This window comes from Marinobacter flavimaris (genome assembly GCF_002933295.1).
GTDB lineage: Bacteria > Pseudomonadota > Gammaproteobacteria > Pseudomonadales > Oleiphilaceae > Marinobacter > Marinobacter flavimaris.
Window position 1 is genome coordinate 83,706 of sequence record NZ_PSSW01000009.1, and the last position, 26,494, is coordinate 110,199.

Here is a 26,494-nt window from a genome sequence, read left to right on the forward strand (position 1 = left end):
TTGACCAGGGTCACTGACCTGAATGGAGGCTTTATGTATCTTTCTGTACAACTGAGCTGCTATCCCCTGAAAGAGGAGTACAAGCAGCCAATCAAAGACCTGATCGCGCGCCTGGAGCAGACCGGACTGGAAGTCTACCCGGGGCGAATGAGCACCGAGATTTTCGGCGACTATGATGAGGTTATGGGCGTGCTCTCGGACACCATGAAATGGTCGTTCGAGACCTACGGCAAATCTGTCTTCGTGGCGAAGATCATGGAGGGCGACCGGAGACCGAAATGACAGCACCGAGTGGGCCAGACAACCAGCAACAGAAACCGGATCAGAACCAGCAACCGGTCATTCCGAACCAGTATGCGTTCCTTTGGCTGAGCGCTGCCATCTTCCTGATGGTGCTCTGGCTGCAGGATGGCGGACAACCGCGGCTTCAGGACCTGGCCTACTCGGAATTCAAGACGGCCGTTGTAAACAATCAGGTGGCAGAAGTCACGTTGAAAGAAGAAGCCATTACCGGCTTGTTCACCGACAGCGGTGCAGCCGATTTCAGCTCTGACAGCCCACCCCACACCAGCACGCCCGGTTTCCATACCATCCGCCCGCCCATGGAAGACCCATCGCTGCTCAACCTTCTGGAAGAGCACAGTGTCACCATTCGGGCCACGCCATCAGGTCTGCCCTGGTGGCAGGAAATGATTCGCGGCTTCCTGCCCTGGATCCTGCTGCTGGCGCTGATGTTCTGGTTCTGGGGTGCGGCGCAGAAACGAATGACACAGGGTGGCGGCCCGTTTGATTTTAGCCGCTCCAAGGCACGGCGGGCCCACAAGGAAACCTCTACCGCCACCCTGGATGACGTGGCCGGCATTGAATCCGCCAAGCGGGAAATTGCCGAGATCATCGATTTCCTGAAATCTCCCGAAAAATACCGGGCACTGGGTGCCGTCATGCCCAAGGGCGTGCTTCTGGTCGGCCCGCCGGGCACCGGCAAGACACTACTGGCCCGGGCCATCGCCGGCGAAGCCGAAGTGCCCTTCTACAGCATCAGCGCCTCGGAATTCATCGAGATGTTCGTGGGTGTTGGCGCCGCGCGGGTTCGGGACATGTTCAAGGAAGCCCGGAAAGACGCGCCGGCGCTGATTTTCATCGACGAACTGGATGCCATTGGCCGATCACGTGGTGCGGGCCTGGGTGGTGGCCATGATGAACGAGAGCAGACACTGAACCAGATCCTCACGGAAATGGACGGTTTCGAGGCTCACGAAAATGTTCTGGTACTGGCTGCCACCAACCGGCCGGACGTACTCGACAGTGCCCTGCTCCGCCCGGGCCGTTTTGACCGCAAGATCACTCTCGACCGCCCCCACAAGGAGGCCCGCGCGGCGATCCTGGCCGTTCACGTGCGAAAGGTCCCCCTGGCGAATGATGTCGACCTGGATCAACTGGCCGCACGCACCATCGGCTTTTCCGGGGCGGATCTCAAGAACCTCGTAAATGAAGCGGCGCTCACCGCAGCCCGCGAAAGCCTGCATGAGGTGAATGCCCATTGCTTTGATCTGGCCCGGGACAGAATTATTCTCGGTGAAGAACGGGATACCAAGCTGAACCCGCAGGAGCGTGAGGCCGTTGCCTACCACGAGTGTGGCCACGCCATCATGGCCTACTATATGCCGAACGCGGACCCGCTTACCAAGTTGACCATCATTCCTCACGGCATGGCCATGGGAGTGACGGAACAAACCCCCCGGGAAGATCACTACACCTACACCGAAAGCTACCTGAAGGATCGCATCAAGGTGATGCTTGGCGGTCGCTGCTCGGAAAAGCTGATCTACGGAGAAGTCAGTACCGGCGCCCAGAACGACCTCAAGGAGGCCACCGCGCTGATACGCAAGATGATCGGCCAGTGGGGCATGAGCGAAAAGATCGGCCCGCTGGGCCTGAACATCGGCGAGGAACATGTTTTCCTGGGCCGGGAGATGGGCATGCCGAGGGAGTTCAGCGAAAAGATGGCTGAAATGATTGACGAGGAAATCCAGTCCCAGCTCCTGGCCCTCGAGAAGGCAACCCTCGACTTCCTGACCGAGCACCGAAACCAGTTGGACGCATTGGCCAAAGCCGTGCTGAAAAAGGAAACGCTGTCAGCAGAGGACGTCGAGGAAATCCTGCGCAAGGAAGATGCACGGAAGATTGCCTGATACTCAAGTCATGGCCTAGATCACCAGGTCATGACTGAACAGGGTAATACAGAACCCAAGGACCGCTCCCAGAGGTGGCCCCCAATGCCGGTCAAGCCTCGACTGAGGAGCGATGTCCTGGAAAATCAGGTACAGAATACCCCCGGAAGCCATCAGCATCAGTGAGCCCAGTAATACGGGGCGCTCCGACAAGAAGAAATAGCCAAACAGGCCGGCCACCGGACCTGTGATCACCAGGCTACTCATAAAGACCAGCGTCTTTCGGGAGCTGTGGCCTTTCAGGTAAAGCAACTCCCGATAGGCGTTGAACCCTTCCGGCAAGTTCTGCAAGGCAATGAGTAACGCCATGAGCAGCGCAATCTCGGTGTTCACCACGGCGAGCCCGCCCAGCGCGGCAGCTTCCGGAATAAAATCCAGCATCACACCCAGGAGCTGCGGAGATTCACGGCGTTTCAAACCGAGAACCCGCTCTATCAGGAAGAATATGAGCCCGCCCGCAAGAATAGCCGGAATCGCAAGAAGGGATCCTCCCATGCTGGATCGGCCTTCCGGAATAAAAACCACAGCGACCGCGCCAAGCAGGATGCCGCCACCGAGCGCGATCACGAAATGGCGAAACTCCTGCTCCAGCCAATTGGGTCGGATCCGTTCAAAGCTGGCGAGCAGTCCGCCCAGTGGAATGCAGGCGCCGGCAAGGACGGTCAGTCCAACAATGGAGAGAACATCTATAAACATCAGCTAATCAAGACCTATGGAGCAACCGATGGGATTCAGGGCGTGACCGTGACGGGAAGGTTCAGGGCCACCAACAATCGCTCTGCGCCGGGCTCCTGGAGCAGTGTGCATTCCCGGCTTAGCACCAGCTCTACCGCCCTTTCCTGTCGTAGAATTCCGGCCACAACAGCCGGATCCGTTGATGGCAGAGACCTTACACGAAGCTCCGATTCCTGAATACCCAGGTCCTGCGCGACGCCTTTAAGATCGTCGGCTGAGACCGTCGAGTCAGCGCCCAACAGTAGTGTCACGGGCCGGTGGGAATGACGAACCACCTCAGCGGTTGCCTGGACAGCGCGGCCGTTAGCGCCATGATGGTCATTGAGAAACACCACAACCCTGCCCAAAGGTTCGGCCCGACTTTCACACCAGAGCAAGACCCTTCCCCGGGAACGACGAACCAGCCCTTTTGCCGTCGAGCCCAAGCGCGCACCGGGCTCGGAGGACCAACCAACGCGGCCCAGCACCAGAAGATCCTGAGGGCCGGCGAGCGCCAGCACCTCATCAATCACATGGCCCCGGGCGACACTCAGGGATTGCCTGCCACCGTATGACGCGACGGCACCTGCAAGAGCACGGCGGGCCTCGCTCGCCAACCTTTGCATGCGCTGTTCAACGTCGCCAGCAGCCAGGGGGCGGCTGATACCGGACGAACCGCCCACTTCGCGGGCAAAACCATAGCCGGCGCTTCGCAGCTGATTCAGCTCCTCAACAAACACACCGAGCACATCGGCACCGGTATTCGCGGCAATCCCGACCGCAGCCTGCAAGGCGGCGTAACTCATCCTGGAACCATCGAGAAGTACCAGTACACGACCGGTTGTGGTGCGGGGATCAGCCTGGTCTGCTGGCCTATCAGTCACGATCCTTGCCTCCGCTGCTGTTCGCTTCTCCGTTCTCGTCCCGTTTCTTGCTGGCCTCCGCGAACTTCTCCAGGCGTTCGGCAACCCGGTGATTGAAGCTGTTCTCGGGGAACTCGCCATTACTATCCGGTTCTCCGGGCTCAAGACCGGTTAGCAGCTCAATTGCCTCATTGATGCTTGAAATCGGATAGATCCGGAACCGGTCTTCAGCGATCGCCTGCCTCACATCGGCTCTCAGCATGAGGTGCTCAACATTGCTTGCGGGCAGCAAAACGCCCTGCCCGCGAACGTCGCCGGCTTCCTTGCAGACATCGAAAAAGCCCTCGATCTTCTCATTCACACCTCCTACGGCCTGGACCTCGCCATGCTGGTTCATCGAACCGGTGACCGCGAAGGATTGCTTGATTGGCACCCGGGCAATGGCTGAAAGCAGTACACAGGTTTCTGCCACCGACGCGGAATCGCCCTCAACCCCACCGTAGGATTGCTCGAAGGCAAGACTCGCCGACAGGGAAAGTTCGCCGTCGCCGGCGTACCGGCTCGCCAGGAAGCGGGAAAGAATCATCACAGCCTTGCTGTGAATGGGGCCGCCGAGTTTGGCCTCCCGCTCGATATCCACCACCTGCCCCTTACCGGGACGGGCCGTGGCGGTAATCCGGGTAGGCTGCCCGAACATCGACGCCCCAAGCCTGAGCACCGAAAGACCATTTACCTGAGCTACCTCCTCGCCAGTAGTGGCTATCATCACCACACCCCGGCTGATTTGCTCGCGACTTCGTTCCCGGACCCGGCTGGCCCGGTATTCCCGTTCATCAATGGCCTGCTGGAGATGGCTGGCTTCAACCGTATCGGCCCCGGCCTGTCCCGCCCAGTGGTCTGCCTCGCTCAGAATGTCGCGGAGCACCCGGTCGTGGGCGGTCAGTTTGCGCTGGTCTGCTGCCAACCGGCTGGCATGTTCAATCAGCCGGGCCACGGCGCTTCGCTCCAGCGGTCGCATTTTCAGGCCCCGGGCCATGGTGGCGATCATGCGCGCGTAGAGTTCATAGCATTCTTCATTGCGGTCCAGGTCGTCCTCGAAATCCGCTTCTACTTTGAACAGGTCCAGAAAGTCGGGATCATAGTGGGACAGCAGGTAATAGAGCATCCGGTCCCCGAGCAGAACCACCTTGACCGACACCGGAATGGGCTCCGGCTGCAGGCTGACGGTACTCACCAATCCATAGAGCCGCTCCAGGGACTCGATGCGGATTTCGCCTGAAGACAGGATCCTCTTGAGGCTTTCCCAGGCCATCGGCTGGGTTAGCACCCGGCGGGCGTCAATGATCAGATAGCCGCCGTTGGCACGGTGCATGGAACCACCGCGAATCAGCGTGAAGTCGGTATAGAGATTGCCTTGCCGGGCCCGATGTTCGATTTGCCCCGCCAGGTGTTGATGATTGGGCAGATCCTCATAGATGACCGGCGCGCCTACGGTTTCGGCATTATCCACCAACAAGTTGACCTTATAACGGGCCAGCAGCCCTGCCGGTGGCCCGTTATCGCCGTCCTGAAAGGCTTCGGCATGCTCCACCACGTCTTCGCGGACCGCATCCAGATAGTCCACAATATCCGGGAGGTGGGACCACTTTCCCCTGAGTTCCCCGATCGGGCCGCCGAGTGTCAGCTGGACCATCTCTTCATTCAGAGCGTGGACGCGCTCCCGAACTTCTTTCCGCATCCTGGGAATCTGCTGGATGGTCTGCTGCAGCTTCTTCTGAAGCTCCTCAACCTTGGATTCAACCAGTTGTTTCTCTTCATCCGAAAAGTTCTTGTATTCCTCGGGATCGATCACCTCACCCTTGCGCATGGGGGCAAAGGTAAAACCGGCTGGCGTTGTGATCATGGCAATGTTGTTGCGGTTGGCCTCTTCCTGGATCTCGAACAGGCCCTGGTGCTGCCGCTTGGCCATTTCTTCCTGCAGCTCCTGCAAGCGGGCCTGGTATTCCTCGCTTTCAAAAGCCGCCGGAATGGCCGTGCGAAGCTCTTCTGCCAGCTCACTCATGTCTTTCTTGAATTGCTGCCCCTGCCCCGCTGGCAGCTGGATTGCGCCCGGCCGATCTGAAAAGCGGAAGTTATAGACATGGCACCAATCTGGAGGAACCGGTTGCCTGGCTGCATTCAGGGAAAGAAAGCGTTCGACAAGTTCGTGTTTACCTGCCCCGGAGGGTCCGAGGACAAAGAGATTAAAACCCTCTGCCCGAATACCGGCGCCAAATTCCAGCGCTCGCAAAACCCGGTCCTGACCGTAGGGTTGATCCAGGTCTTGCAGGTCATCGGTGGTTACGAAATCCAGCTTGTTTTCCGGACAAACGTGGTAGACCTGGTCTCCGGTTAAGGGGGTGGGTAGTGGCATTACATCCTCCTGATGGTTTCCACCCGAAGGTGGAGTACGCCGATTACGTCGAACGAGTAATCCGGGGGCAACGCCCCCTCATCAGGAAACTATAGATTATGGCTGGGGCCCTGCTCCAACAATCGGGGGGCCCTAACGCCACTCGAGGGTCTTGGGCTCCACCGCATGTTCACAGAACAGATGCCCGACATCCGGCACCGCAAAGCAGCGGTCGCCCCGCTGGGGCTGGCGGGCGTTGAACTCAGTATGGCTGATGCCAACCTCCCACAACTCTTCACACTCCCACCCATCGGGCTTGAGTTCGATCCGCACTTCCGCACCAATCAGGTTGATGGCCTCTATGCGAAATGGCAGGTGGGCCTGATCACTGGCAGCCTGAGTCAGCCGCACCTCGTGGGGCCGCAGATAGAGCTGGGCGTCGTCGTTTTCACAGCCTTCGGGCAAGCGAATCCAGGCGTCGCCCTGGCTCATGACGCCGTCGCGGACCTTGCCGGACAACACATTCACCTGGCCCAGAAATTCGAACACAAAGCGACTGTCCGGGCGGCCATAAAGCTCCAAGGGCGTATCAACCTGTTCAATCCGGCCATTGCTCATCACCACCACCTGGTCGGAGAGCTCCAGGGCCTCCTCCTGATCGTGGGTCACGAAAACACTGGTGAAATGCAGCTCGTCATGGAGGCTGCGCAGCCAGCGGCGAAGGTCTTTTCGCACCTTGGCATCAAGCGCTCCGAAGGGCTCATCCAGCAGAAGAATCTCCGGGCGCATGGCCATGGCCCGCGCCAGGGCGATGCGTTGCTTCTGCCCACCTGAAAGCTGCGCGGGGTAGCGGTCGGCCAGGTGTTCCAGCTGCACCATTTCCAGCAGGTCTTTTACCCGCTTGCGGATCTCGGGCTTGCCGGGACGCTCCTTGCGCGGAAGCACATTGAGGCCAAAGGCCACGTTCTCGGCCACTGTCATGTGACGAAACAACGCATAGTGCTGGAACACAAACCCCACACGCCGGTCCCGCACATGCAGATCGGTCACATCCTTGCCGCTGAACCGGATTCGGCCCTCTTCGGGAGTTTCCAGGCCGGCAATGATCCGCAGCAGCGTGGTCTTGCCCGAACCGGAAGGGCCCAGCAATGCCGTGAGCTGGCCATCCGGAATGGTCAGATTGATGTCATGCAGGGCCTGGAACTTGTCGAAAAACTTGTTGATACCCTGTATCTCGATGCTCATTGGAAACCCTTAGTTACGACTCTGACGCCATTCAACGATGGCCTTGACGACAAGCGTGATCAGCGCAATACCTGCTAGCAGCGAAGAAGCTGCAAAAGCGCCCACGGTGTTGTAATCCTGGTAAAGCAGCTCTACCTGCAACGGCAGCGTATTGGTCTCGCCCCGGATGTTGCCCGAGACCACCGACACGGCACCGAACTCGCCTACAGCCCGGGCGTTGGTGAGGATCACGCCGTAAAGGAGCGCCCAGCGGATATTCGGGAAGGTCACCCGCCGGAACAGCTGCCAGCCGGACGCGCCCAGCACCACGCCGGCCTCTTCCTCTTCCCGACCCTGTTGCTGCATCAGCGGGATCAGTTCTCTGGCCACAAACGGACAGGTCACAAACACGGTAACCATCACAATGCCGGGCCAGGAGAACATCAGTTGAATGTCGTATTCACCGAGCCACTGCCCCACCCAGCCATTGCTGCCGTAGAGCAGCAGGAAAAGCAGGCCGGCAACCACAGGCGAAACGGCGAACGGGATATCAATCAATGTGGTCAGCAGCTTGCGACCAGGGAACCGGAAGCGGGTCACCAGCCAGGCCAGGAACACGCCGAACACCATATTTAACGGGACCGTGAGCAGCGCAACCACGAGCGTCAGGCCAATGGCATGGAGCGTGTACTCGTTGAGAATATTGCTGACGTAACCGGCCCAACCCTCGGCAAACGCTTGCACAAAAATCAGCACCAGGGGCATAAACAGCAGAAGCACCGTCAGGCCGACGGCGATTCCGATCAGAGTGCGACGAACCAGAGGGTTGTCGCCAACGCGGCGATGTTTACGCACAGCCATACCCTAACCTCCGTGCAGGCGCTTGAGATAGCGCCCCTGCCAGACGTTGATCGCCAGGAGCAGCAACAGCGATACCGTCATAACCACTGCGGCAATGGCGCTGGCCGCCGGAAAATCGTATTCCTCCAGGCGAACAAAGATCATCAGACTGATCACTTCACTGATGTAGGGTGAGTTGCCGGCAATAAAGATAACCGCGCCGTATTCCCCAAGGCTGCGGGCAAACGAAAGCGCACCACCGGTCACCACAGCCGGCCAGAGTGTCGGGAACAGGATTTTCCGAAAGACCGTCATGTCCGAAGCACCCAGGCTCATGGCGGCTTCTTCATCCTCCGGCGCCATTTCCTCCAGTACCGGCTGAACCGTGCGCACCACAAACGGTACACTGGTGAAGGCCATCGCCACCACAATACCCAGCGGTGTGAATGCCACTTCAATACCCAGATCGGCGAGATACTGCCCATACCAGCCGTTCTCGGCAAACAAGGTTGCTAGTGTGATGCCGGCCACGGCGGTTGGCAGCGCGAAAGGCAGATCCATGATCGCATCCAGCAGCCGCTTGCCGGGAAACTCGTAACGCACCAGCACCCAGGCCATCAGCAGGCCGAACACGCAGTTGAATAGAGACGCTGCCAGGGCTGCCAGCGCGGTGACTTTATAGGACGCAACCACCCGCGGATCGGTGATCACAAACCAGAACTGCTCCCACCCCATGCCGGCGGCACGGATAAACAGGCCGCTGATGGGCAGAAGCAGCACCAGGCTGATAAAGAAAAGCGAAATGCCGAGGCTCAGTCCGAACCCCGGCAAAACGCGTTTGGTGGCGGGAGCGCTCAGCCGCTTTGACGGGCGCTCCGAAACGTCAGTGGTGGCCATGAATCAGCTGCGCATCCCTTAGCGGCGACGCTGCAACTGGTCCAGTTTGCCGCCACTGGCAAAGTGGGTCTCCATGGCATTTTCCCAGCTGCCGGCGATGTCCTGAATCGGCATCAGCTTCAGTTCGGGGAACTTGTCAGCCACTTCCGCTTTCACGGTTTCGTTGTGCACCCGGTAGTTGAATCCAGCCAGCATGCGCTGGGCTTCTTCGGAGTACAGATGCTTCAAGTAGGCCTGAGCCAGTTCTTCGGTGCCCTTCTTCTCGATGTTCTTGTCGATCCAGGTCACCGGGAACTCGGCCAGGAAACTCACTCTCGGGACCACAACCTGGAAATTCTTGTCCGGGTTCAGGGCCGGAATGTTGTTCACTTCGGATTCGAAGGTCAGCAGCACATCACCCAGGCCCCGTTCCACAAACGTGGTGGTGGCACCACGACCGCCGGAGTCGAATACCTTAACCTGGCCCAGCAGGTCGCTGAGGAAAGCATCAATCTTCTCCTGGTCGTCACCGAACTTGTCCTGGGCAAAACCCAGCGCCGCCAGGTAGGTGTAGCGGCCGTTACCGGAGGTTTTCGGGTTCGGCATGATCAGTTCGACATCTTCGCGGATCAGATCATCCCAGTTCTGGATATTCTTGGGGTTACCCTCGCGCACCAGGAACGCCATGGTGGAATAGTACGGAGAGCTGTTATTTGGCAGGCGTGATGCCCAGTCCTCGGGAATCAGGTTGCCGCGCTCGGCCAGAATGTTTACGTCGGTGACCTGGTTGTAGGTAACCACATCCGCACCCAGCCCCTGCAGGATGGCGCGCGCTTGCTTGGAAGAGCCAGCGTGTGACTGCTGGATATCGACGGTTTCGCCGGTTTTTTCTTTCCAATAGTCCTGGAAAAGAACGTTGTATTCGGCAAACAGCTCGCGGGCAATGTCGTAGGATGAGTTCAGAAGCTCACGCTCCTGGGCAGAAGCCGGCCCTGTTAGCGAGAACGCCAGTGCCAGCGCACTGAACCACAGGCCCTTACGGGCTTTGGAACCGGAAAAAATCGAATTCGGCATAGTCGGCAGAGCTCCCAGTTAACTCGGAATCTTTATATACGCCAGAGGAATAGGTCGGCGTTTTCTTAGAACGCAAAGATAAAGTAGTCACCTAGGAACAACAATACTCCACCTAGATGATTTATAACTCCTTTAATAACTTTGAGCTATATAAATCACCATTGAAAACCCTACCGATGATTTAGCGTCGCTGAGGTGGTGTACAGCGCATCTTCCACTACTATCAAGGTAAGTCAGCGCTAGAGAAGACGTTGCCGTGGGACTGTCGATCAAGACAACAGAGTTTGCGCCGGAAGAGTTTGAACGTTTTGCCGCCAAGGTCAGGACGGATCTCAAGGCACTTACTCGTCTTCTGAACAGGCCCGGCTTTGGCGAAGGCGCAAGCTCCATCGGAGCCGAGGTAGAGTTCTACATCGTAAACCCGGCCCTGCGCGTTCAACCTATCAACACCGAAATCGCCGCCCGCGTTCAGGACCCTCAACTGACGGTTGAGCTTAACCGCTTCAATCTCGAATACAATCTCAGCCCCCAGGCTTTCAAGGGCTCTCCCTTCGCCAGAACAGAGCAGGAGTTGCTCTCTGCGATCCAACGGATCAACCAGCACGCCGCATCACTGGATGGAGAACTGGTGCCGATCGGCATTCTGCCCACGCTTCGCCAGTCTGATATGGGTGCGAAGGCAATGACAGACGAGCCCCGCTATCATGCGTTATCCAAAGCGCTGATCCAGCAACGGGGAGAGCCATTCAGCATCCATATTGGTGGTAACGACGTTATCAATCTGGAAGCTGACGACGTCTATATGGAAGGAGCAAACACGTCCTTCCAGCTTCACTGGCGGGTGCCCGCACACCGTTTTGCCGATTACTTCAATGCGGTCCAACTGGTCACGCCGGTTGTCCTCGCTCTGGCCAGCAATTCACCCAGCCTGTTCGGCCACCACCTGTGGGACGAAACCCGCATTGCCCTGTTCAAGCAATCCATCGACAGCCGATCGCCCAACCATAAAACCTGGCGCCATCCGCCACGGGTATACTACGGCAATGGCTGGACACGCAGCGCCTGGGAACTCTTTGCCGCCTCGGCATCGCTCTATCCGCCCATCATTCCACTGATGTCGGAGGAAGACCCGATGGCGGTGATTGATCGCGGTGATGTGCCGAAACTGGCTGAACTGCGACTGCACCAGGGAACCACCTGGCCCTGGAACCGTGCCATCTACGACCATACCGAAGGCGGCCACCTGCGCATCGAGATTCGCTCAATGCCCGCAGGCCCTACGGCTGCTGATATGTGTGCGAACGGGCTGTTCATAATTGGCGCTGCGCTGGCAGTCCTTGATGATATTCATCATCTGACGTCGATACTTCCCTTCCATTACACGGAACACAACTTCTACCGCGCCGCGAAATATGGCGTTGGCGCAGAAATCATATGGCCACACAAGAATCAGGTTCAGTTGCAGGATACGCCCCTGTTAAACGTGGCCCGGGATCTGCTACCCCGCGCCCGGGACGCACTGGCACAAACAGCCGTGGACGAGTCAGAAATTCACCGCTTGCTGGGAATTATCGAAGGCCGCATTGAAACCGCCATGTCGGGCGCCCGGTGGCAACGCCAAATCACCGAATCCCTGTTCAAATCCCTGAGCCCCGACGAGGCCTTCCAGACCATGCTCTCCCTGTACATGGCCAACCAGAAGACAAATACGCCGCTCCATGAATGGACATTGTCGCCGTGAGTAACTCGAACGTCCTTGATTATTTGAATGATCCCTCGCCCCGGACCCTGGGCCGCTCCGCCCTTGAGTGGTTGGACCAGCTACAAAAGCCCACGATTATTCGTGTTGCCGGTCGTGATCGCTCCCGGACCCGAGCCATGGCAACGCTGCTTCACGGCAATGAGCCTTCAGGTCTGTTTGCCCTTCACAGGTGGCTACTTGAGCAGCATACCCCCGATGTCAACATGCTGTTTCTGCTGGGAGGCGTCTACCCGGCGAAGATCCCACCCATGCTCTCACTGCGCCAGTTGTCGGAAGGACGTGATCTGAACCGGTGTTTCAAAGAGCCGTTTGAGGGAGAAGAAGGTGCGATCGCAAAGGCCATGCTGGCAGAGTTGCACAAAGCGAAACCAGAGTGCCTGCTGGACGTACACAACACCTCAGGCACGGGCCCCTCCTTCGCGGTGACCATCACCAATGATGCGGCCCACCAGGCGTTGACCTCTCTGTTCACAGACCGCCTCATAATGACAGATCTTCGCCTCGGCGCCCTGATGGAATACTCCGAGCAGGAAGTCCCAACGGTAACCATCGAATGTGGTGGGTCCCAAGATGATCAGGCCCATCAATTGGCGTATGAGGGCCTCGTGCGGTATGCCTCAAGGCCAGACGTGTTATCACTCGAAAAGGCGGAGTGGGACGTGGAGGTACTAAGAAATCCGATTCGGGTGGAGCTGGTTCCGGAAGCAACCATAGAATATCTTACTGAACCCTCCGGCCGGGCTGACCTCACTTTGCCACCAGACATCGAACACCGAAATTTCGGGATCGTATCGCCAAATGAGCCGCTGGGATGGATTGGAAAAAAAGGCCTCAGTGTACTCAACGCCATCGGCCATAACCGGACCGAGAACATGGGGCAGGTTTTTCAGGTCAGAGAGGGGCAAATCTTCCCCGCGCAGGCCATCAAAGCCTTTATGATCACCACCAATCCGGTGATTGCGAAGAGTGATTGCCTCTTCTACGCGGTCAAGGCGACTGGTGAGCCCATTTTCTGACAAGAAACAATAAGGCAAGCGACCCTTTCGTCCCTCCAATATGGCATGGACTCGCCCATTAAGCACAAACCGTTCGTTATCTATGGCTGATACGTCTTTATCCTGTGACAATTTCGAACATCAAAGTGAAGCCACGATACGTTTAACTCAACGCTTCCAATCATCTCAAAATCAGGGTCTGTTGAATGGCTCAAAATGTCCTGGCGTACTTCTTCAGCGGCTCGTTCAGCAAAGAGACAGTCTGCCGCACGACCGAAAGTATGTTGGCTGTAGCGTGAGTAAAATGGGCTGTCTTTGGTACGCAGCCCGCTCCACTCTCTTTCTTTGCCCCAGTAGTAGTTGTTAACCGTCATGGGGCCGTATCTCCGCCTCAGACGGTCAAGGGTTATAAGGAGCCGTTCGTCCAACAGTTCCCAGGCTTTCTCTCCCCATTCTTGGAAGACCTTGGGTGGCACCAACTCGTGAATAGCAAAATACTCGCAGCGATACATGGCATTGCTCCTCCCACAAAAATAACGTTCAGGCAGCCAATGGTTTTATGGCTTGAATGTAAGAACCTGCGGAACAATATTTGCCCTTCCCGCACCTCCCTGAAGAGTAAAGGCGGACGCCATCCAGTAGGTTTTACGGCGTGGGTCTGGCTGGATATCGAGGTAGTCTCCCCATGCTCGAGCGTGGGGCTGGTGGCTAGAGGCATCGCCCAGGGCCATCTGCCAGTTTGGCAAAGCATTCGACTCTCTGTCATCCAGCCACCCGACCCCCAGCGTTGGGTGGCGGCCTCCGGCACCGCACACCGCGACTATGCCCACATCGCCCCGTTGGTTCGGGCAAACTGACGGATAAGCCCAGGCCCGGTCCGAATTCCACAGATCGGGCTCATCAATCAGCTCATTCGAACTCTTCCTGATTCTCACCACGCGTACGAAGGGAAAAGGGTGCTGAACATCCGCCGAGGCCACCCAGACGAAACCAAGAACACCGCCTGACTCCCACGCTCCGAGAACGCGATCATCCATGCGATTCATCCATTGACTTGTCGCATCATCAGGTTTTGCGTAAGGGCCGTCGCGCCAATGCCTCACAGCGACGGAAACTTGCGAGACATCCTCTTCGTCGTCAGGCCATCGGAACACCTCGATAGATGGCTGAAAATAGCTCAGGCTGGCAAAGATCGCCGTACTTCCCATGCCACGACAAAAACGGAGAGATCCGAATTCTTCCGTTGACCAGGCTTCCCGGGAGATCGCTTCACGCGCCTTCAATTGATCCAGGGACAGTCGTAACACCACCGCTCTTTGCCAGCGGTCTGTGGTTGTGCTGAAAACGTTGAACGACAGCAAGAGGTGGTTATCTGATTCGGCCAGATCGGGGTAATCCAGCCAGGTCCCCGACCACTGTTCGTCAATGTCCGTCGGAGTTGTATCCCACCAGGTCCATGTACCAGGCGCGCCGGATGAACTGACAGCGACACGAATCAGGTTTCCTTGGGTGGTCTTGGAAAACTGCAGAAGCCAGATCCAGAGCCGTCTGGCAGAGCAGTAGTGAATGAGCTGATCGCAACAGAATCCAGCGCCTGCGGGAGGCAATTCCGTGTAGGGGTCTACAAACACCCAGTTGTCGCCACCGTCGGTGGTTCGGGAACAGAACCAGTTGCCCGTGACGATAATGCGTTTGCCGGAGCATGCAAGAGCAGGTTCCAGGATTGTAGCTGCCTGTCCCCCGGTGTCGCCACTGTTCAACCGCTTGGTATCGACGATAGCTGTCATGGCTTTTTGCCTTTCCGGCCTTTTGAACCCTCATCGATGACGGCCTCAGGCGGTGCCGATGTTTGCTCATCCGGTTCTCCCTCGGCTTCCGGCTCCGGTTGGCTTTCCGATGACGGACGAGAGATTTTTCCGGGCCCCGGCGCCTTTCGACGCGGCGAAACGTTTTGATCTTTCTGATCGAAATCAGGTTTTTCAGCCGGTTGTCCGGAGGCCACCTTTTCGGCTGCGTCTCTTGCAGCTTGCTTTTCAGGCGCCTGGTCAGTCAAAGAATGGTGTTTTCCCACTCCCTTCTTCTCTTTTGGGTCCGCCATTTATGTCACCAGTCGCAAGATATAGCCGCCCATTACGGTCCAGAACAGAACGCTATACCAGCGTTCTCCCAGTTTCCTGTTGATGGTTCTTCCCAGCAAGGTACAACCCGCCATTACCGGTACCAGAATACCTGCCAGAACCAAATGCTCGGTTTGCAGCAAGCCGGACTGACTGAACACCACGGCCTTGGTCGTGTCGCCGACGAGGGACACCAGAGAGGCGGCGCCCACAAAGTAAAAACGCTCAAGCTGCAGGCTGCGAAGTGCAACGCCCTTGAGCGGCCCCGAAGTACCTGAAATACCTGAGGTAGCGCCAGAACAGAACGCTAGCCCAACCCCCCAAGCTTTTTTCGCGCGATGATAGGGCGAAAACTCCCACACGAGGGTGACAACAATCACCAGCGCAACGGCATACCGAATCCATAGCTCTGGCAGTTTAAGCATCAGAGTCGCGCCCAGTGCGGTGCCTAGCATCACTGCAATGATGACGGTGCCGGAGGCCCTCCAGGGCAGCGTTTTCCGGTAAACCGCCACCTTCGCAACGTTGTTGCAGGCCAACAACAAAGCAGCCACAGCGATCCCCTCTTTGGTACCGATGGCCATCATCATGGCGGGCACCAGAATCAGGGAACCGCCGAGGCCCGCTGCAGCGGAGACAATAAACGACGCCGGGATGGCCAGCGCCAGAAGGATCAGAGATATCGCATCAAGTTCCATCGGTGCGTCCTTGCTTAAGGGAAAAGTTGATTGCCGGGTCGAGGCCAGACGCTGACAACCCGGGCCGCAGCATGGGGCCAGTTGCGCACCAGATTCTCCACGGAGGTAACCGGACCCGTTGGTACTGCCGAAAAGACATCGTTTGTTGAGCCGACAACAGCCAGGAGCAGTATCCGATGACCGGTCGAAACGCCGGAAAAGTCCACGTTGATCGACACGGCTCGTGGCATTCGAGCAGACAGGTCAACCGACAAACGGTTCAATGGCGTGCCGTCAGCCGCCAGCGCCACGTTCCATCCCGGAGGTGTTGGCTGCGGCGCTCCGCCGGTCAGGCTGCGGACAAAGGGCACGACGTTTGTGCAATCCGTTCCCAGCAACGTGTTTTGAGAGGCTGCGGAACGCCATAACAGCACCACAAACGCTCCGTTTGCAGCCACTGGCCGGGTGTCTCGATGGTGCAGCGAGACATCAACGGTGCTTCGCTCGCGGTATACCTGCCAGACTGAGTTCCTGATTCGGCGGGGTACCACTGTTTCCATCAGGTCAATCTCCGAACCGGGTAACGCCGGTACGGCTGCATTTTGCCAGGGTGCCCTGTAGACACCCGGCGAGCCGTTCTCGTCAAGTGCGTTGGCCATGACGTCAGCCCACAAGGCAGCATCTATTCGTCTTGCGCCCGGGTTTGCAATGCCTCTCAAGCGGCGGTGGCGCTCAACAAGATCACCCATTTGGTCACTCCACTCTCCATTTGGGATAACGCTGGGGTAAATCCACCGGAAGGCGGTCTGGAACGTCCAGAGTTGGTAGCGCAGATTGCCGTTCCAGATGTTGGTTCCCCGGAACGATGGCGTTGTCCCTACCGGTGCCTCTGGCCGTACAACGATATCCGGGCTCGCGAAAAAGGGCTCCGCCGTGGCCCCGGGACGACGACGCGGATTTTGCATGGGGGTCGGGAACATGCGGCGGTCATCCCTCGGGTGCACCCGCACATAGGTTCGGGCGGGCTCAGCTGCAGCGAGGTTGACCTCCCAAACGCCTCGGGACTGCAAGGTGGCCCTCATCAACCTCGGCGACGTGCCCGCGCCGGACGGATCTTGCCAGATGTGAAGGTCCTGCACGACCGCTTCCGGCAGACCGTTCACGAACAGCTGCCACGGTCCGTGGGCGTTACCCGCAATTCTGGTTGCCGTCCACACCGCAGTCGAAGTTCCAACGTACACGGTATTGGGATTCGCCGGGTCAACCGTAACCGAATACGCCGGGTCGATCGGACTGGTTGCGAGAGGGGGCATGGGTGGCAGGGCCTGACCCAGGCCTGTCAGCCGACAACCGCCAGCAGCGTCATCGTAATAAAAACAGGAGTCTGCAGCAGCGGTTGGCGAAACGGCCGCCACCGCTGCGGATGTTGGCGTAGCTGGAACCGCCGGTGTCCAGGTATTGGTCTGGCCGGTTGTCACGAGATAGAAATCGCTGGTTCCCGGAACTGGAGCAATATCTGTGAAAAACGTAGCCTGCGGTGTTACCAGTGGCGCAGCCGGCGCCGCAACGCCCGGGCCGATCAACGCGGTTGACGTCCAACGCCCCGCATTACCGGGATCCTCGCTGTAACGGATAACCCCCTGATTAAATAAGGCCAACAGGGTGCGCTCATCGACCCATTTCACCGTGACCACCGGCCCAAAACCTGCTGGCGGTACCCCAAAGGCCATGTTGGCTGCAGTGCTCGGGGTTCGGTTGCCCGGACGGCCATCCCGCCACTGCACAAAGGTGCCAGCGGCGGTTATGGGTAATACTCTCCACGTGTTCGGGTTGCTGGTACCCAGATTGTCGGTCACCCAAACCCTGTTGGTCCCCAGCGCTACCCTTCCCAGGTTCCCTGCCGCACGTCGAACAGTATCGATACCCGAATAGAAGTTACTGGCATTGGACTCCGGATCGTTGTTGATCAGATTACACGGCGCTCGGTATCGGCCCGCCGGGTCACAGGCCCAATCCGCATTGGCAAATTGCCCCATCACGTAGTGGGACTGAACCGGGTGAAACGTTACCCCACCACCGTCGCCCTGCATCGACGTCTTCATCTCCCAGACGGTGCTTCCCACCCGGACCTGTCGGCCATTGTCCTGACAACCGAGCATCGAAAAATGGCTGGAGGTGGGATGACTGGCACTGAAGATAGATTCGATGGACGCAAGGCCCACGTTTCGGCTGCTGAAGGTATTGGTTTGGCCATCGCGCAGGGAAACGAACACGCCGCCATCGCAACCCACCCAGATTTGCCGGGATCCATCTGCATTGGTGGCTTTCCTGAGAGAATGAACGTCCGGGTGAACTGCATCGCCGATCAGACCAGGCTGTGTGGCTCCTGAGTTCGTGCCGACTGGCTGATCGGAAACGCCCGGAGACGGTACGAGGTTGTTGCCATTCACGTCGAAAGCCCAAATGGACGCGTTCCAGTTATTGACCTGAATGAGCGACCCGCCGATATAGACCCGGTCTGTCCGTACCGGCGGTGGAACCAGAGCCGTATTCCGGGTCGTAACGACGATGGCCTGATCATAGTCACGCTGCCCGGGCCAGAGATTGGCGGCGGATGGAATGTTATTCAATGGGTTGGCAATGGGCGCAGCATCACCCGGATTTGCTATTTGCCAGATATGGGGCACAGGATTCCCACCGGCGGGATTAGTGGTCACCTCACCGAGAATATACAAAGCGGTGTTGTCATCATTCACCGCCATGCTCATTCTTCCATCCAACCTTCCCGTGGCCGGGACAGTCGGTGCCGGAAGAAAGTTCTGCGTAATCCAGTTGAAGGTGTTGCCGTGATCGTCTGAGAACGCAATGCCTGAGCTTCGAAAACACACAAACAGACGATTTCCGACATAACACAAATCGGTCGGCGCACGATTGACCGGGGCCATGGCGGCCCCGTTTGCGGGCGGCGATGGCGCGGGGGCAGGCAACGGCAGGGCTGACCAGGTAAACGAGAGGTTACCGCCAACCATGGATCGAGTGCCCAGATAAAGTCCGCCGCCCTGGATGTTCCAGCCAAGATCCCGACCACCTGAAGTGGCTGCGATCACACGATCTCCGGCAGCTCCGGGTGCGGAGCCGGGAACGCGTACCATGCGTGTTATCGACACGCCCTCCAGAGCGGCAATGCCCGTCGCAGTTTCCCAGGGGTCCGAACTGACCGCACCGGCGGCGGGTCCTGATGCGGCGAGAATGCCAACCCCGCGAATTGCATCAGCGCCATCAACACCCTGCATCGCGTCGAATTCACCGGTACCCACCATCACAAAATCAGCACCGGCGTTGGCACCGAAGTTCACCAGTAAACACCCACAGGCGAATGCGCTGGTGTTGCCACCGAACCGCCTGGGCTCGTTGGCCCAGCCCCCCAGGGGTTCCCAGGTAGCGCCACCGTCGCCGGTATACCAGACGCCACCTTTGGCCGTGCCTGCGTAGGCGCGTTGGCCATCAGGGCTTACGGCCAGATCACGAACCCGGCCAGACACTCGCGGCCTACCCTCAGCCTGCCCCTGACGAACCACCGAGGGCCCGATCGGCACCCACCGATTGGTATTGTTGGCGGGAAACGCCATGGGGGCGGGCCCCAGGCCAGCCGAAGAACGGGCAGACGTTCGGGCCGGAGGTTCGCCGAATGGACCAATACCCTCGCGCTCCATTAACGCCTTCATGGAGGCCGCCAACGCCTGTTTGTCGGGTGAACCCGAAATTGATGTTAAGAAGCTATCCCTCGCGACCGCGTTTTTTCGCTTCTCGGCTTTCCTCTTGCGGCGCCGTGCAAGCGCTCGTTCCTGAGCGAGAGTAGGATCAACCGGTACATCACTCATGACTGATCCTCCTCAATGATCCGAATCCAGCCCTCCTGGAATTCGTGAGGCGTTCTTGGCAGAAGTGCTGACTGCGTCGCGGCAACGATGGGGTCGTCTCGCCAGGTCAAGGGGCCGGTCCGACGGGTGAACTGTTGCTTCTCGCCCAGAAGATTGACCTTGGGTAACCGAATCTCCTCAGGATCAACAAGCACCGGACCTACCCGAACAGAAGGGATAACCCGCTTTAGGCCATCATTGATCCAGGCGTCATTGAGAGCCAGTGACTTTCTCGGCAGAACGCCGGAGGTAAGGTGAACCTTGCCAGCAGGCAGCATCAACAGCGTCAGCGTATGGCAGGTACCGGGCCGGACGTAGAAAAGATCCTCGTCAACCAGATAAGGATGGTCCAGTGGCTGGACATCCGGAACATGAACCTTGCCCAGCAAACCCAACTGCCCTCGGCGACGACCGCTCTCCCTAGCCAGCGCACCGATGGACTTGTCGACGAGATGGAACTGGTCGTAGTTGTCATCAATAAAATATCCGAGCAGTGAATCGTCGCTGCGCTGGAGATCGCCCAGCCGTACCGGAAACGCCTGATCCCGGAGCGCCTCGAACGCGGCCTTGCGGGTATTCGCCGTTTCAATTGAATCCACTCGCACATCGTCAAGATCGTCGGGTACATCCAACCTCAGTGTCGCCTTGACCACAGCGATGGGACGCCCCACCAGGCCGGCAATCGATGATGACCCCAAGGTACTGAAGGTATCCACTGTCCAGAGTGTGGTGTCGATTGCCCTCAGCAAACCTGTCAGCGAGCTTTCGGTAGTCGGTAGCTCCCCCTTCCGATGCTGCACATCCGTTCTGATCACCCCGGAAACAAGATTGCCCACGGGCGTTGCATCGGGCGGCAGATCGGCCATAGGCCCAGCGCCCGGGGGCAAGGGCCTCCCCGGAGCTGGCTCCCAGCGGACCGCTCCGGTCAGCTCATGATGACTGATCTGGCCCAATGGATTACCCCTCTTATCGAAAGCTTCGAGAGATTCATCAATGTGGTCAGGTAACAGAAAGCCGGCAACAGGGTTAACCGCCAGGGTTGGCTCCAATTGATTCACAAAGGCTTCAGGAGCCAGTGCCGGGTCGCCCTGGTAGGCCGGATCGACCAACCGAAAAAGCCAGCGCCCGCCCCCCTGGATGCGCAGTGGCATCTTCATGGCAGAGGTATCATCCGGTATTTCCAGGGGTGTGGTGGTTTGAATGTCCGTGGTAGGCACGTCAAGGACACGGCCAAATGCATCCACCAAACGAAGCGCCTTAAAGGAGATGGTTCCCCCGAACAAGGTCAAAGGATCGGCAATAACCTCTGGCCGGTCATCGGCGCCAGGCGTGGAGAAGAATCCGCCCAGATAGTTCAGGCCCAGGAGTTGTTCCCTGACCCCATCCAGAGAGGCCGACGCCAGATCCTGGGGTTTGATGAAATCCGCCAGGGTATTCAATGTGTTTTCCTGGGATGCCGTCAGCGTATCGCCTGTGGCCTCCCTCTCCTGCTCCGCCGCAATCCAGCGGCTGATACCTGCCTGAAGAGCCGTCCCCAGGCCCCGATGCAGCGGGCTACGGCCAACAATCTCAATCATCTGGACATCATTGGCGTCGGTTTTTCGAACCATGTCCAGTTCATCGAGCTGCCAATCAGTCAAAGAAGTCGAGCCCTCCAATTCAATCCGCCATTCCAGCCAAAGCGGCACCCAGGGCTGTCGCCAGGCGGTAACCCCCAGTGGGCTCGGGCTCAGCCCCTCAAGGTAAGAGGCAACAGCCAGCTCAGCCGTGATTTGCTTTTTCAGGGACGTCTCCCGGAAAGAGAATTGCTGCCAGGTTTCCTTTCCCGGCGCTTGCGGATCCGCAAGGCTGCCAGACAAGGTGTACGCCCCGCTGCCGTCGTAGCGACCATCTGCGGAGTAGAGCCGGAGCATCTCTCCTTCAATGCGGCTCTGATACTTCGGGCGAACCTCGTCCTTGTCGGTGGCAGCGTTGGCCAGCCAGCGGCTGCAGTAGGGATTCAGAACCAGAGCTTCACGTACGATGGTCAACACTTCGGGCGGGATTGCGCCCGATCCCAGCGTGGGCACCAGGTCTTTCGCCTTGACCACGCCTTTGATGCCTTTCACCGCCTCATTGGGGTAACGGCACCGTAAACGGCCATTATCATCGTGGAGCCCGTCATAATGATGGCGCAGGCTTGGCTTGGCACCTTTTATGGCCAGCGACGGGGGCTGGGGCATGAAAAGACGGGGTGCGGGTCGTTCAACGGTGCGCCGGTCTTTGAGCGCACCCCGAATCGCATCGGATTTGAGCTCGATTGGTGGAGCTTTGGGCGCTTGCATTTCCTCGCTGAAGACAACTTTGTCACGCCAACGAGGCAGCGGCGACACCCGTTCGGCGGTGCTCTCCTTGCTCATCCTGGCTCGCCCTTTTCGCCCGACCGAAGTTGCGTTAACCGACGCGGAGTCCTCAACGCGCAGATGATCGAGTTTGGCTGCAGGCAAGGGTTTGCCCGGACGAGAGCTGAACATGTCGTCGTGCTCTCGCTCGGCAATATCCCGCAGGCCGTCCTGAGTGCCCATACGGTCCATCAAATCGCTGGTGAAGGCAGCGGCCAGCATTTCAGCGGCACGCCTCTGGGAAACGCTATCGCCAATGGCATCTGCGCCGAGCGCGGTAACCAGATCATCCGTATCAAACCCGGCCGCGACCGACAGCGCCTCTGAGGATGGGCGCTCGTCAATGACAGGCATGTTCTCTCCGATGGGGACGCCTGAAATCATGCCGTGAAAAAGCGACATGAAGGTGGGAGATTTCTGGGCAATAAACAACTTGGAGGCTTTATCAACCGGCAGGCCCATTTCCGGAGTCATGTCGGCGTATGTGAAAGATTCAACGCGACCTTTTGCCACAAAACTGGTTGGAGTTGCCTCAGCTGGCTGCTTCATCTCCCCTTTCGATAACAGACGTTCCAACACGGCCAGATCCGGTTCGTTGCTGGGCGGCTCGGCTTCCGGATCCAGATACCATCCAAGGTCGGCCATCACATCCAGCAAGTCTTTTTTGCTAACCACCGCCAGCGGATCTTTGTCCATGTCCGTATACCAGCCCGCAACGGTGTAGGTACCGGCATCTTTCTCAAAACCGTCTTTCGCGGTCTTTCGAAGTTCTGGCAGATCTTCCAGGGCATCATGGAAAGCGAAACGATTGGCACTGGCATGATAAGACGCGGTCCAGAGGGGCGATCCGCCTACGGTCCCGTCCAGAGGTTCATAGGTAGGCTGTTCCGAGGTACCGAAATTCGATCCGTTAAAGGAGCCCAGAGGCCGAATGCTCGCGGTTTTTGCATCGATCACCCAGCCTCTTATCATGGGCCGTTTAATCCCGACGGGGAAAAGCGCTCGCACCACAACCCAGTGGTTGGGAAGCTCTGTCATTTCCAGCTCGCCGCCTGCAGCTGATTCGCCCCCCCTCAGGAGCGCATCGGGAAGTGCCCAGTGCAGGTGAACACCATTTTCCGGCACCTGCCCTTCAGCAAAAGGCGCAGGGTCGCCAGGCCCACCGGTCACGGACACCAACGGCTCCGGGTTGGATTCTTTTGCAACATAGGCCTGAACATCGATGGGAACCAGGATGCGTTTGTTCCGCCGCAAATCCGGGTCCCAGGTATTGACGGCGGCCAGGTCAGTATCCGCTCGAACCAGCCAGGCCCATCGTTCGTCATAGACCGCTTTCGTGAGGGTCTTTTTCTTCAACAGGTGTTTGAACATAGCGCCCCCTCACAGCTTGAATGTGGCGTTAACCATGGGCTCATAAGCCACGGTCGCCCGGAACATGGCAGATATCGGTGGAACCTGAACCTCCCCAAACACCTGCCGCCATGGGAATCGAATTAACTGCAAGGCGTACTCCGCGCTATCCAGACCATCGCCCGCGCCGGTTTCATCATGCTCAGCCAGAGCCGCGGATAGCCGCCGAATATCAACAACACCGGATGACCCCACGCGAAACGGCACATCTATGTCCTCCACGTCGAGGTAGCTGAAGTCGCTCTTCCTGCGGGGAGTCAGCGTTGCTGAGCGTTGGTTACCGTTATCCTCGTGTTTGAAGCCAAACTGGACGCCCTGGCGCGGTTCCTCCAGGTGAACAACTTTGGGAACACCATCAAACAGGCAGAGCAAAACGGCGGGGGCCAACCTTTCCAGACGCAGCAGCCGGATTCGTCGGGGATCGTCCTCTTCGAACCGGGCTTCGTCGCCCTCCTCCGGGTCTACATCAAAAGCCCGAACATGCATGCCCGGCCACCCGGATACGGCGGCGGAGCGAAGCAGAAATCCGGTAATGGGACCCGTTTGCCCAGTCAGACGTGGGGCGAGCGTGCGACGACGTACGTTGCGCTCTTCGGTATCCAGTTCGGCGCGGATGGCGTTGTATTGGGCATCCAGTTGGATGCGGTCGTCACTATTCACCGTGCCAACGCTGAGCGCGCCCTGGACCAACGCATCCGTCCAACGCCGATCCATGTAAAACCAGCGAATCGATTCTTGCGGGAGTAGTTCGGAGTCCGCCACCAGATTGGCAAATGGAACCCCGTTGAGCAGCCGCAAGCTGACTAACCAGTTCCTCAGCTCCGCGGGCATCGCGGTGTTTTGGTCAATCCTGAATTCGCTGAGCGGAGCCCGTGCGGTTTTTTCCAGCTCCTGGCCGAGGTTTTCGAGGATGTCCTGGTTTTTGTTGATCATGACTCGTCCTCATCCGTGAAATCTCTGGGGCGGTCCCGCAGGATCACATCCAGATTGTCATTCAAGCCCTCTCTGATCAGGCGATCTGTGACCGGAAATGCAGGGCCGGTCAGGTGTTCGTTGATCAGTTCATTCGACAGCGTGCTGGACACCAGATCGACACGCTGCCGGTCCAGATCCGCCTCCAGGGTGTCCCGCAAATCGACTTTGCCCAGTTCACGTGTAAGCAGGTCTTCTTTGGGCACTTGGACACCCCGCAAACCCTCGAAAACTTTGTTCAGGTCGCCGACGAATAAGGCCGGCGGCAGCCCCAACCCCCGAGCAAGCACGGTGGTGGGCTGACCATTGAATTCCAGAGGCCGTCCCGGTCCGACTTGGGGCATTGGATTTCCCAGAAACTTTTCAGGGGTTCTCACAACAGCATCGGCAAAGAAACGCCCTGAAAGCCGGCCCAGATGGCGGATGTCGATTTGATCAATGCTTGCCCCGAGCACCTCCTCCCAGAGAGTTCTGTTTTTTATGAGCAGGGACTTCAGTCGGGCAGCGTGATAGTCGTTTTGTCGCCACCGCATCAACGAAGCGATGATGGACGGTTGAGACAGTGTGAGAAGACGGCCCGTTTCAAAGGCAGTGGCCAGTGACAGATCTTCCCGGCCATCCGGTATAACCACTCGTAGCTGGTCTGAACTGTGTGCCAGCTTCAGTCGATCAGCACTGGAATTTCGGGTGGGATGCGGCACCAGCGGTCCTCTGTACCAGGACCGTACCTTGTCACCCTCACGGGTTTGGTGGCCCAGACCGACATGCCCACTTTCGGCAACCTCCAGAGGCAGGCGGCCACTCACGGATTTCTGACCTGGCCCAACATCGCCAAGCAGACGGGAGTCCAGGTTTTCCATCAATGATCGGAAGGTGGTGTCGCCGGTCGTGGTGAAACTCCAGTGCAGTAAAACCGGGAACCGATATTCGGGGTCCAAAGGCAGGACCTCGAAGGTTTGAATCACCCGAAAGGGCTCGGCCATATTGAGAGCAATGTCTGCCGAAGTGGAGCCTTTGGACTTTTTGATGGCCCAGGTACCGGAGCCGGAATATGGGACCGCGCCGGCAGTTGCCGCAGCACCGGACTTGAATTGTGTCGATCGGGAGCCTTTGACGCCCGGCGCCAGAGGCACCGGCTGAGTCAGATTCTGAAGGTCACCGGCATTGATTCCCGCGGCCCGTGGAGCCAGAGCCGTGCCCATCACCTGATGGTCGTCGTAACTGGCCATACTCTGGTGAACGGTACTCTTGACCATGAAAGGTGTAACGAACGACGGCACCGGATCCGGGGACCGATCCAACAGCACATCGTATTGGCCCTCAAGATTCACCAGGCAGGCCAGATACTTCACCGGGGCATCATTGCCGTCTTCGTCCTTACCCGGCACAGGCAGTCGGTTGCTGATGACAACGGCAAGAAACCCGTCATCATCACCCATCATCAGTTCGGTATCGTGGATGTCTACTTCCCGGGCATGAGCCAGCAGGTCCACGTCGTTTTTGGTGGGAAAAACCTTATCGATGATTGATTTTCTGATGGCCAGACAGTTGCCCTTGGCGACTTCTTTTAATCCGTCGAGTTCAACGCCCTCGGTTACGCAATTCGCGACATCAACGCCGGTTTCCAGCCTGGCTTCCCCTTCGGCGATGAGCACAAGTGCCAACCAGGGTGTATTGGCGGGTGCACCGTCAAGGCGGCGCTCCCATGGCAGAGTCCGCCTTTTGATGACCACCTGTGGCAGGCGGCTGCCATAGCTACCAAAAGAATTGGCCGGTGGATAGGTCGACAGAATCTGATCAGGCGGCAGAATGTAGCGCGGCGACCGAATCCTGAGGTGGATATTCTCCTCGTCCACCTTCAGCGCACTGGCATCCAGACTGGCCTCCGGCGTTTGCGCTGAGAATTTCTGGTTGGCCCTTATACGCCACAGTCCCGCCTCAAGAGGCGGATTCAGTTTGGCGTAGAGCTTGAATTTTCCTTCACCAACAGGCATCGCTTGCTTCCTTCTTGCTATCCTCTTTCGCCGGTCTCTGCGTGGATCTGCC

Annotated in this window: 18 protein-coding genes; 4 read left to right on the forward strand and 14 right to left on the reverse strand. The window is 58.2% G+C overall.

The window, feature by feature from the left end:
- Positions 1–33 precede the first annotated feature (33 nt).
- Both MDHKLMBL_RS15765 and ftsH read left to right on the forward strand, forming a co-directional pair.
- Positions 34–282: a thiamine-binding protein gene (locus MDHKLMBL_RS15765; RefSeq protein ID WP_014576785.1), complete on the forward strand. Its 249-nt coding sequence runs from the start codon at positions 34–36 to the stop codon at positions 280–282.
- Entirely contained in the window at positions 279–2,192 is a 1,914-nt protein-coding gene (gene ftsH, locus MDHKLMBL_RS15770) for an ATP-dependent zinc metalloprotease FtsH (RefSeq protein WP_104271406.1), read from the forward strand. Before MDHKLMBL_RS15765 ends, ftsH begins: the two co-directional genes overlap by 4 nt.
- Positions 2,193–2,207: 15 nt before the next feature.
- On the opposite strand, the gene MDHKLMBL_RS15775 is transcribed toward ftsH, so the two are convergent.
- The 7 genes from MDHKLMBL_RS15775 to cysP form a co-directional block, all read right to left on the reverse strand.
- Entirely contained in the window at positions 2,208–2,927 is a 720-nt protein-coding gene (locus MDHKLMBL_RS15775) for a ZIP family metal transporter (RefSeq protein WP_062784806.1), read from the reverse strand.
- Positions 2,928–2,962: 35 nt separating this feature from the next.
- A complete protein-coding gene (locus MDHKLMBL_RS15780) occupies positions 2,963–3,829 on the reverse strand; it encodes a universal stress protein (protein WP_053114949.1) in 867 nt (288 codons plus the stop codon).
- The gene (locus MDHKLMBL_RS15785; protein WP_053114948.1) at positions 3,822–6,221 is read right to left on the reverse strand and encodes a Lon protease family protein; all 2,400 of its coding nucleotides are present in this window, start codon (positions 6,219–6,221) and stop codon (positions 3,822–3,824) included. Before MDHKLMBL_RS15785 ends, MDHKLMBL_RS15780 begins: the two co-directional genes overlap by 8 nt.
- A 132-nt stretch (positions 6,222–6,353) precedes the next feature.
- On the reverse strand, positions 6,354–7,445 hold the full coding sequence (locus MDHKLMBL_RS15790; protein ID WP_008172084.1) for a sulfate/molybdate ABC transporter ATP-binding protein: 1,092 nt from the start codon (positions 7,443–7,445) through the stop codon (positions 6,354–6,356).
- A gap of 9 nt (positions 7,446–7,454) precedes the next feature.
- The gene (cysW, locus tag MDHKLMBL_RS15795) at positions 7,455–8,285 is read right to left on the reverse strand and encodes a sulfate ABC transporter permease subunit CysW (protein ID WP_008172086.1); all 831 of its coding nucleotides are present in this window, start codon (positions 8,283–8,285) and stop codon (positions 7,455–7,457) included.
- A 3-nt stretch (positions 8,286–8,288) separates the two neighbouring features.
- On the reverse strand, positions 8,289–9,161 hold the full coding sequence (cysT, locus tag MDHKLMBL_RS15800) for a sulfate/thiosulfate ABC transporter permease CysT (RefSeq protein ID WP_008172088.1): 873 nt from the start codon (positions 9,159–9,161) through the stop codon (positions 8,289–8,291).
- Positions 9,162–9,179: 18 nt separating this feature from the next.
- Positions 9,180–10,214, reverse strand: a complete 1,035-nt coding sequence (gene cysP, locus MDHKLMBL_RS15805; protein WP_008172090.1) for a thiosulfate ABC transporter substrate-binding protein CysP — start codon at positions 10,212–10,214, stop codon at positions 9,180–9,182.
- A 256-nt stretch (positions 10,215–10,470) separates the two neighbouring features.
- On the opposite strand from cysP, the gene MDHKLMBL_RS15810 reads away from it, so the two are divergent.
- The gene (locus MDHKLMBL_RS15810) at positions 10,471–11,955 is read left to right on the forward strand and encodes a glutamate-cysteine ligase family protein (protein WP_008172091.1); all 1,485 of its coding nucleotides are present in this window, start codon (positions 10,471–10,473) and stop codon (positions 11,953–11,955) included.
- A complete protein-coding gene (locus MDHKLMBL_RS15815; protein ID WP_241956259.1) occupies positions 11,952–12,992 on the forward strand; it encodes a M14 family metallopeptidase in 1,041 nt (346 codons plus the stop codon). Before MDHKLMBL_RS15810 ends, MDHKLMBL_RS15815 begins: the two co-directional genes overlap by 4 nt.
- An 80-nt stretch (positions 12,993–13,072) precedes the next feature.
- Here the strand turns inward: MDHKLMBL_RS15815 and MDHKLMBL_RS15820 are convergent, their stop codons facing one another.
- From MDHKLMBL_RS15820 to MDHKLMBL_RS15855, 7 genes are all read right to left on the reverse strand, one after another.
- Positions 13,073–13,345 (reverse strand): hypothetical protein, encoded by a 273-nt coding sequence (locus MDHKLMBL_RS15820; RefSeq protein ID WP_199185522.1) that lies wholly within the window; start codon positions 13,343–13,345, stop codon positions 13,073–13,075.
- Positions 13,346–13,528: 183 nt separating this feature from the next.
- Positions 13,529–14,758 carry a hypothetical protein gene (locus tag MDHKLMBL_RS15825; protein WP_008172094.1) on the reverse strand — a complete coding sequence of 410 codons (1,230 nt, stop codon included), beginning with the start codon at positions 14,756–14,758 and terminating at the stop codon, positions 13,529–13,531.
- 311 nt (positions 14,759–15,069) lie between these two features.
- On the reverse strand, positions 15,070–15,786 hold the full coding sequence (locus MDHKLMBL_RS15835; protein ID WP_092031852.1) for a sulfite exporter TauE/SafE family protein: 717 nt from the start codon (positions 15,784–15,786) through the stop codon (positions 15,070–15,072).
- Between the two features lie 14 nt (positions 15,787–15,800).
- Positions 15,801–19,646, reverse strand: a complete 3,846-nt coding sequence (locus MDHKLMBL_RS15840; protein ID WP_146083423.1) for a hypothetical protein — start codon at positions 19,644–19,646, stop codon at positions 15,801–15,803.
- Positions 19,643–23,437, reverse strand: a complete 3,795-nt coding sequence (locus tag MDHKLMBL_RS15845) for a hypothetical protein (protein WP_008172098.1) — start codon at positions 23,435–23,437, stop codon at positions 19,643–19,645. The genes MDHKLMBL_RS15840 and MDHKLMBL_RS15845 overlap by 4 nt, the downstream gene beginning before the upstream one ends.
- Positions 23,438–23,446: 9 nt before the next feature.
- Positions 23,447–24,409: a hypothetical protein gene (locus tag MDHKLMBL_RS15850; RefSeq protein WP_039881919.1), complete on the reverse strand. Its 963-nt coding sequence runs from the start codon at positions 24,407–24,409 to the stop codon at positions 23,447–23,449.
- Positions 24,406–26,442 (reverse strand): hypothetical protein, encoded by a 2,037-nt coding sequence (locus MDHKLMBL_RS15855; RefSeq protein WP_104271411.1) that lies wholly within the window; start codon positions 26,440–26,442, stop codon positions 24,406–24,408. Before MDHKLMBL_RS15855 ends, MDHKLMBL_RS15850 begins: the two co-directional genes overlap by 4 nt.
- Positions 26,443–26,494 lie beyond the last annotated feature (52 nt).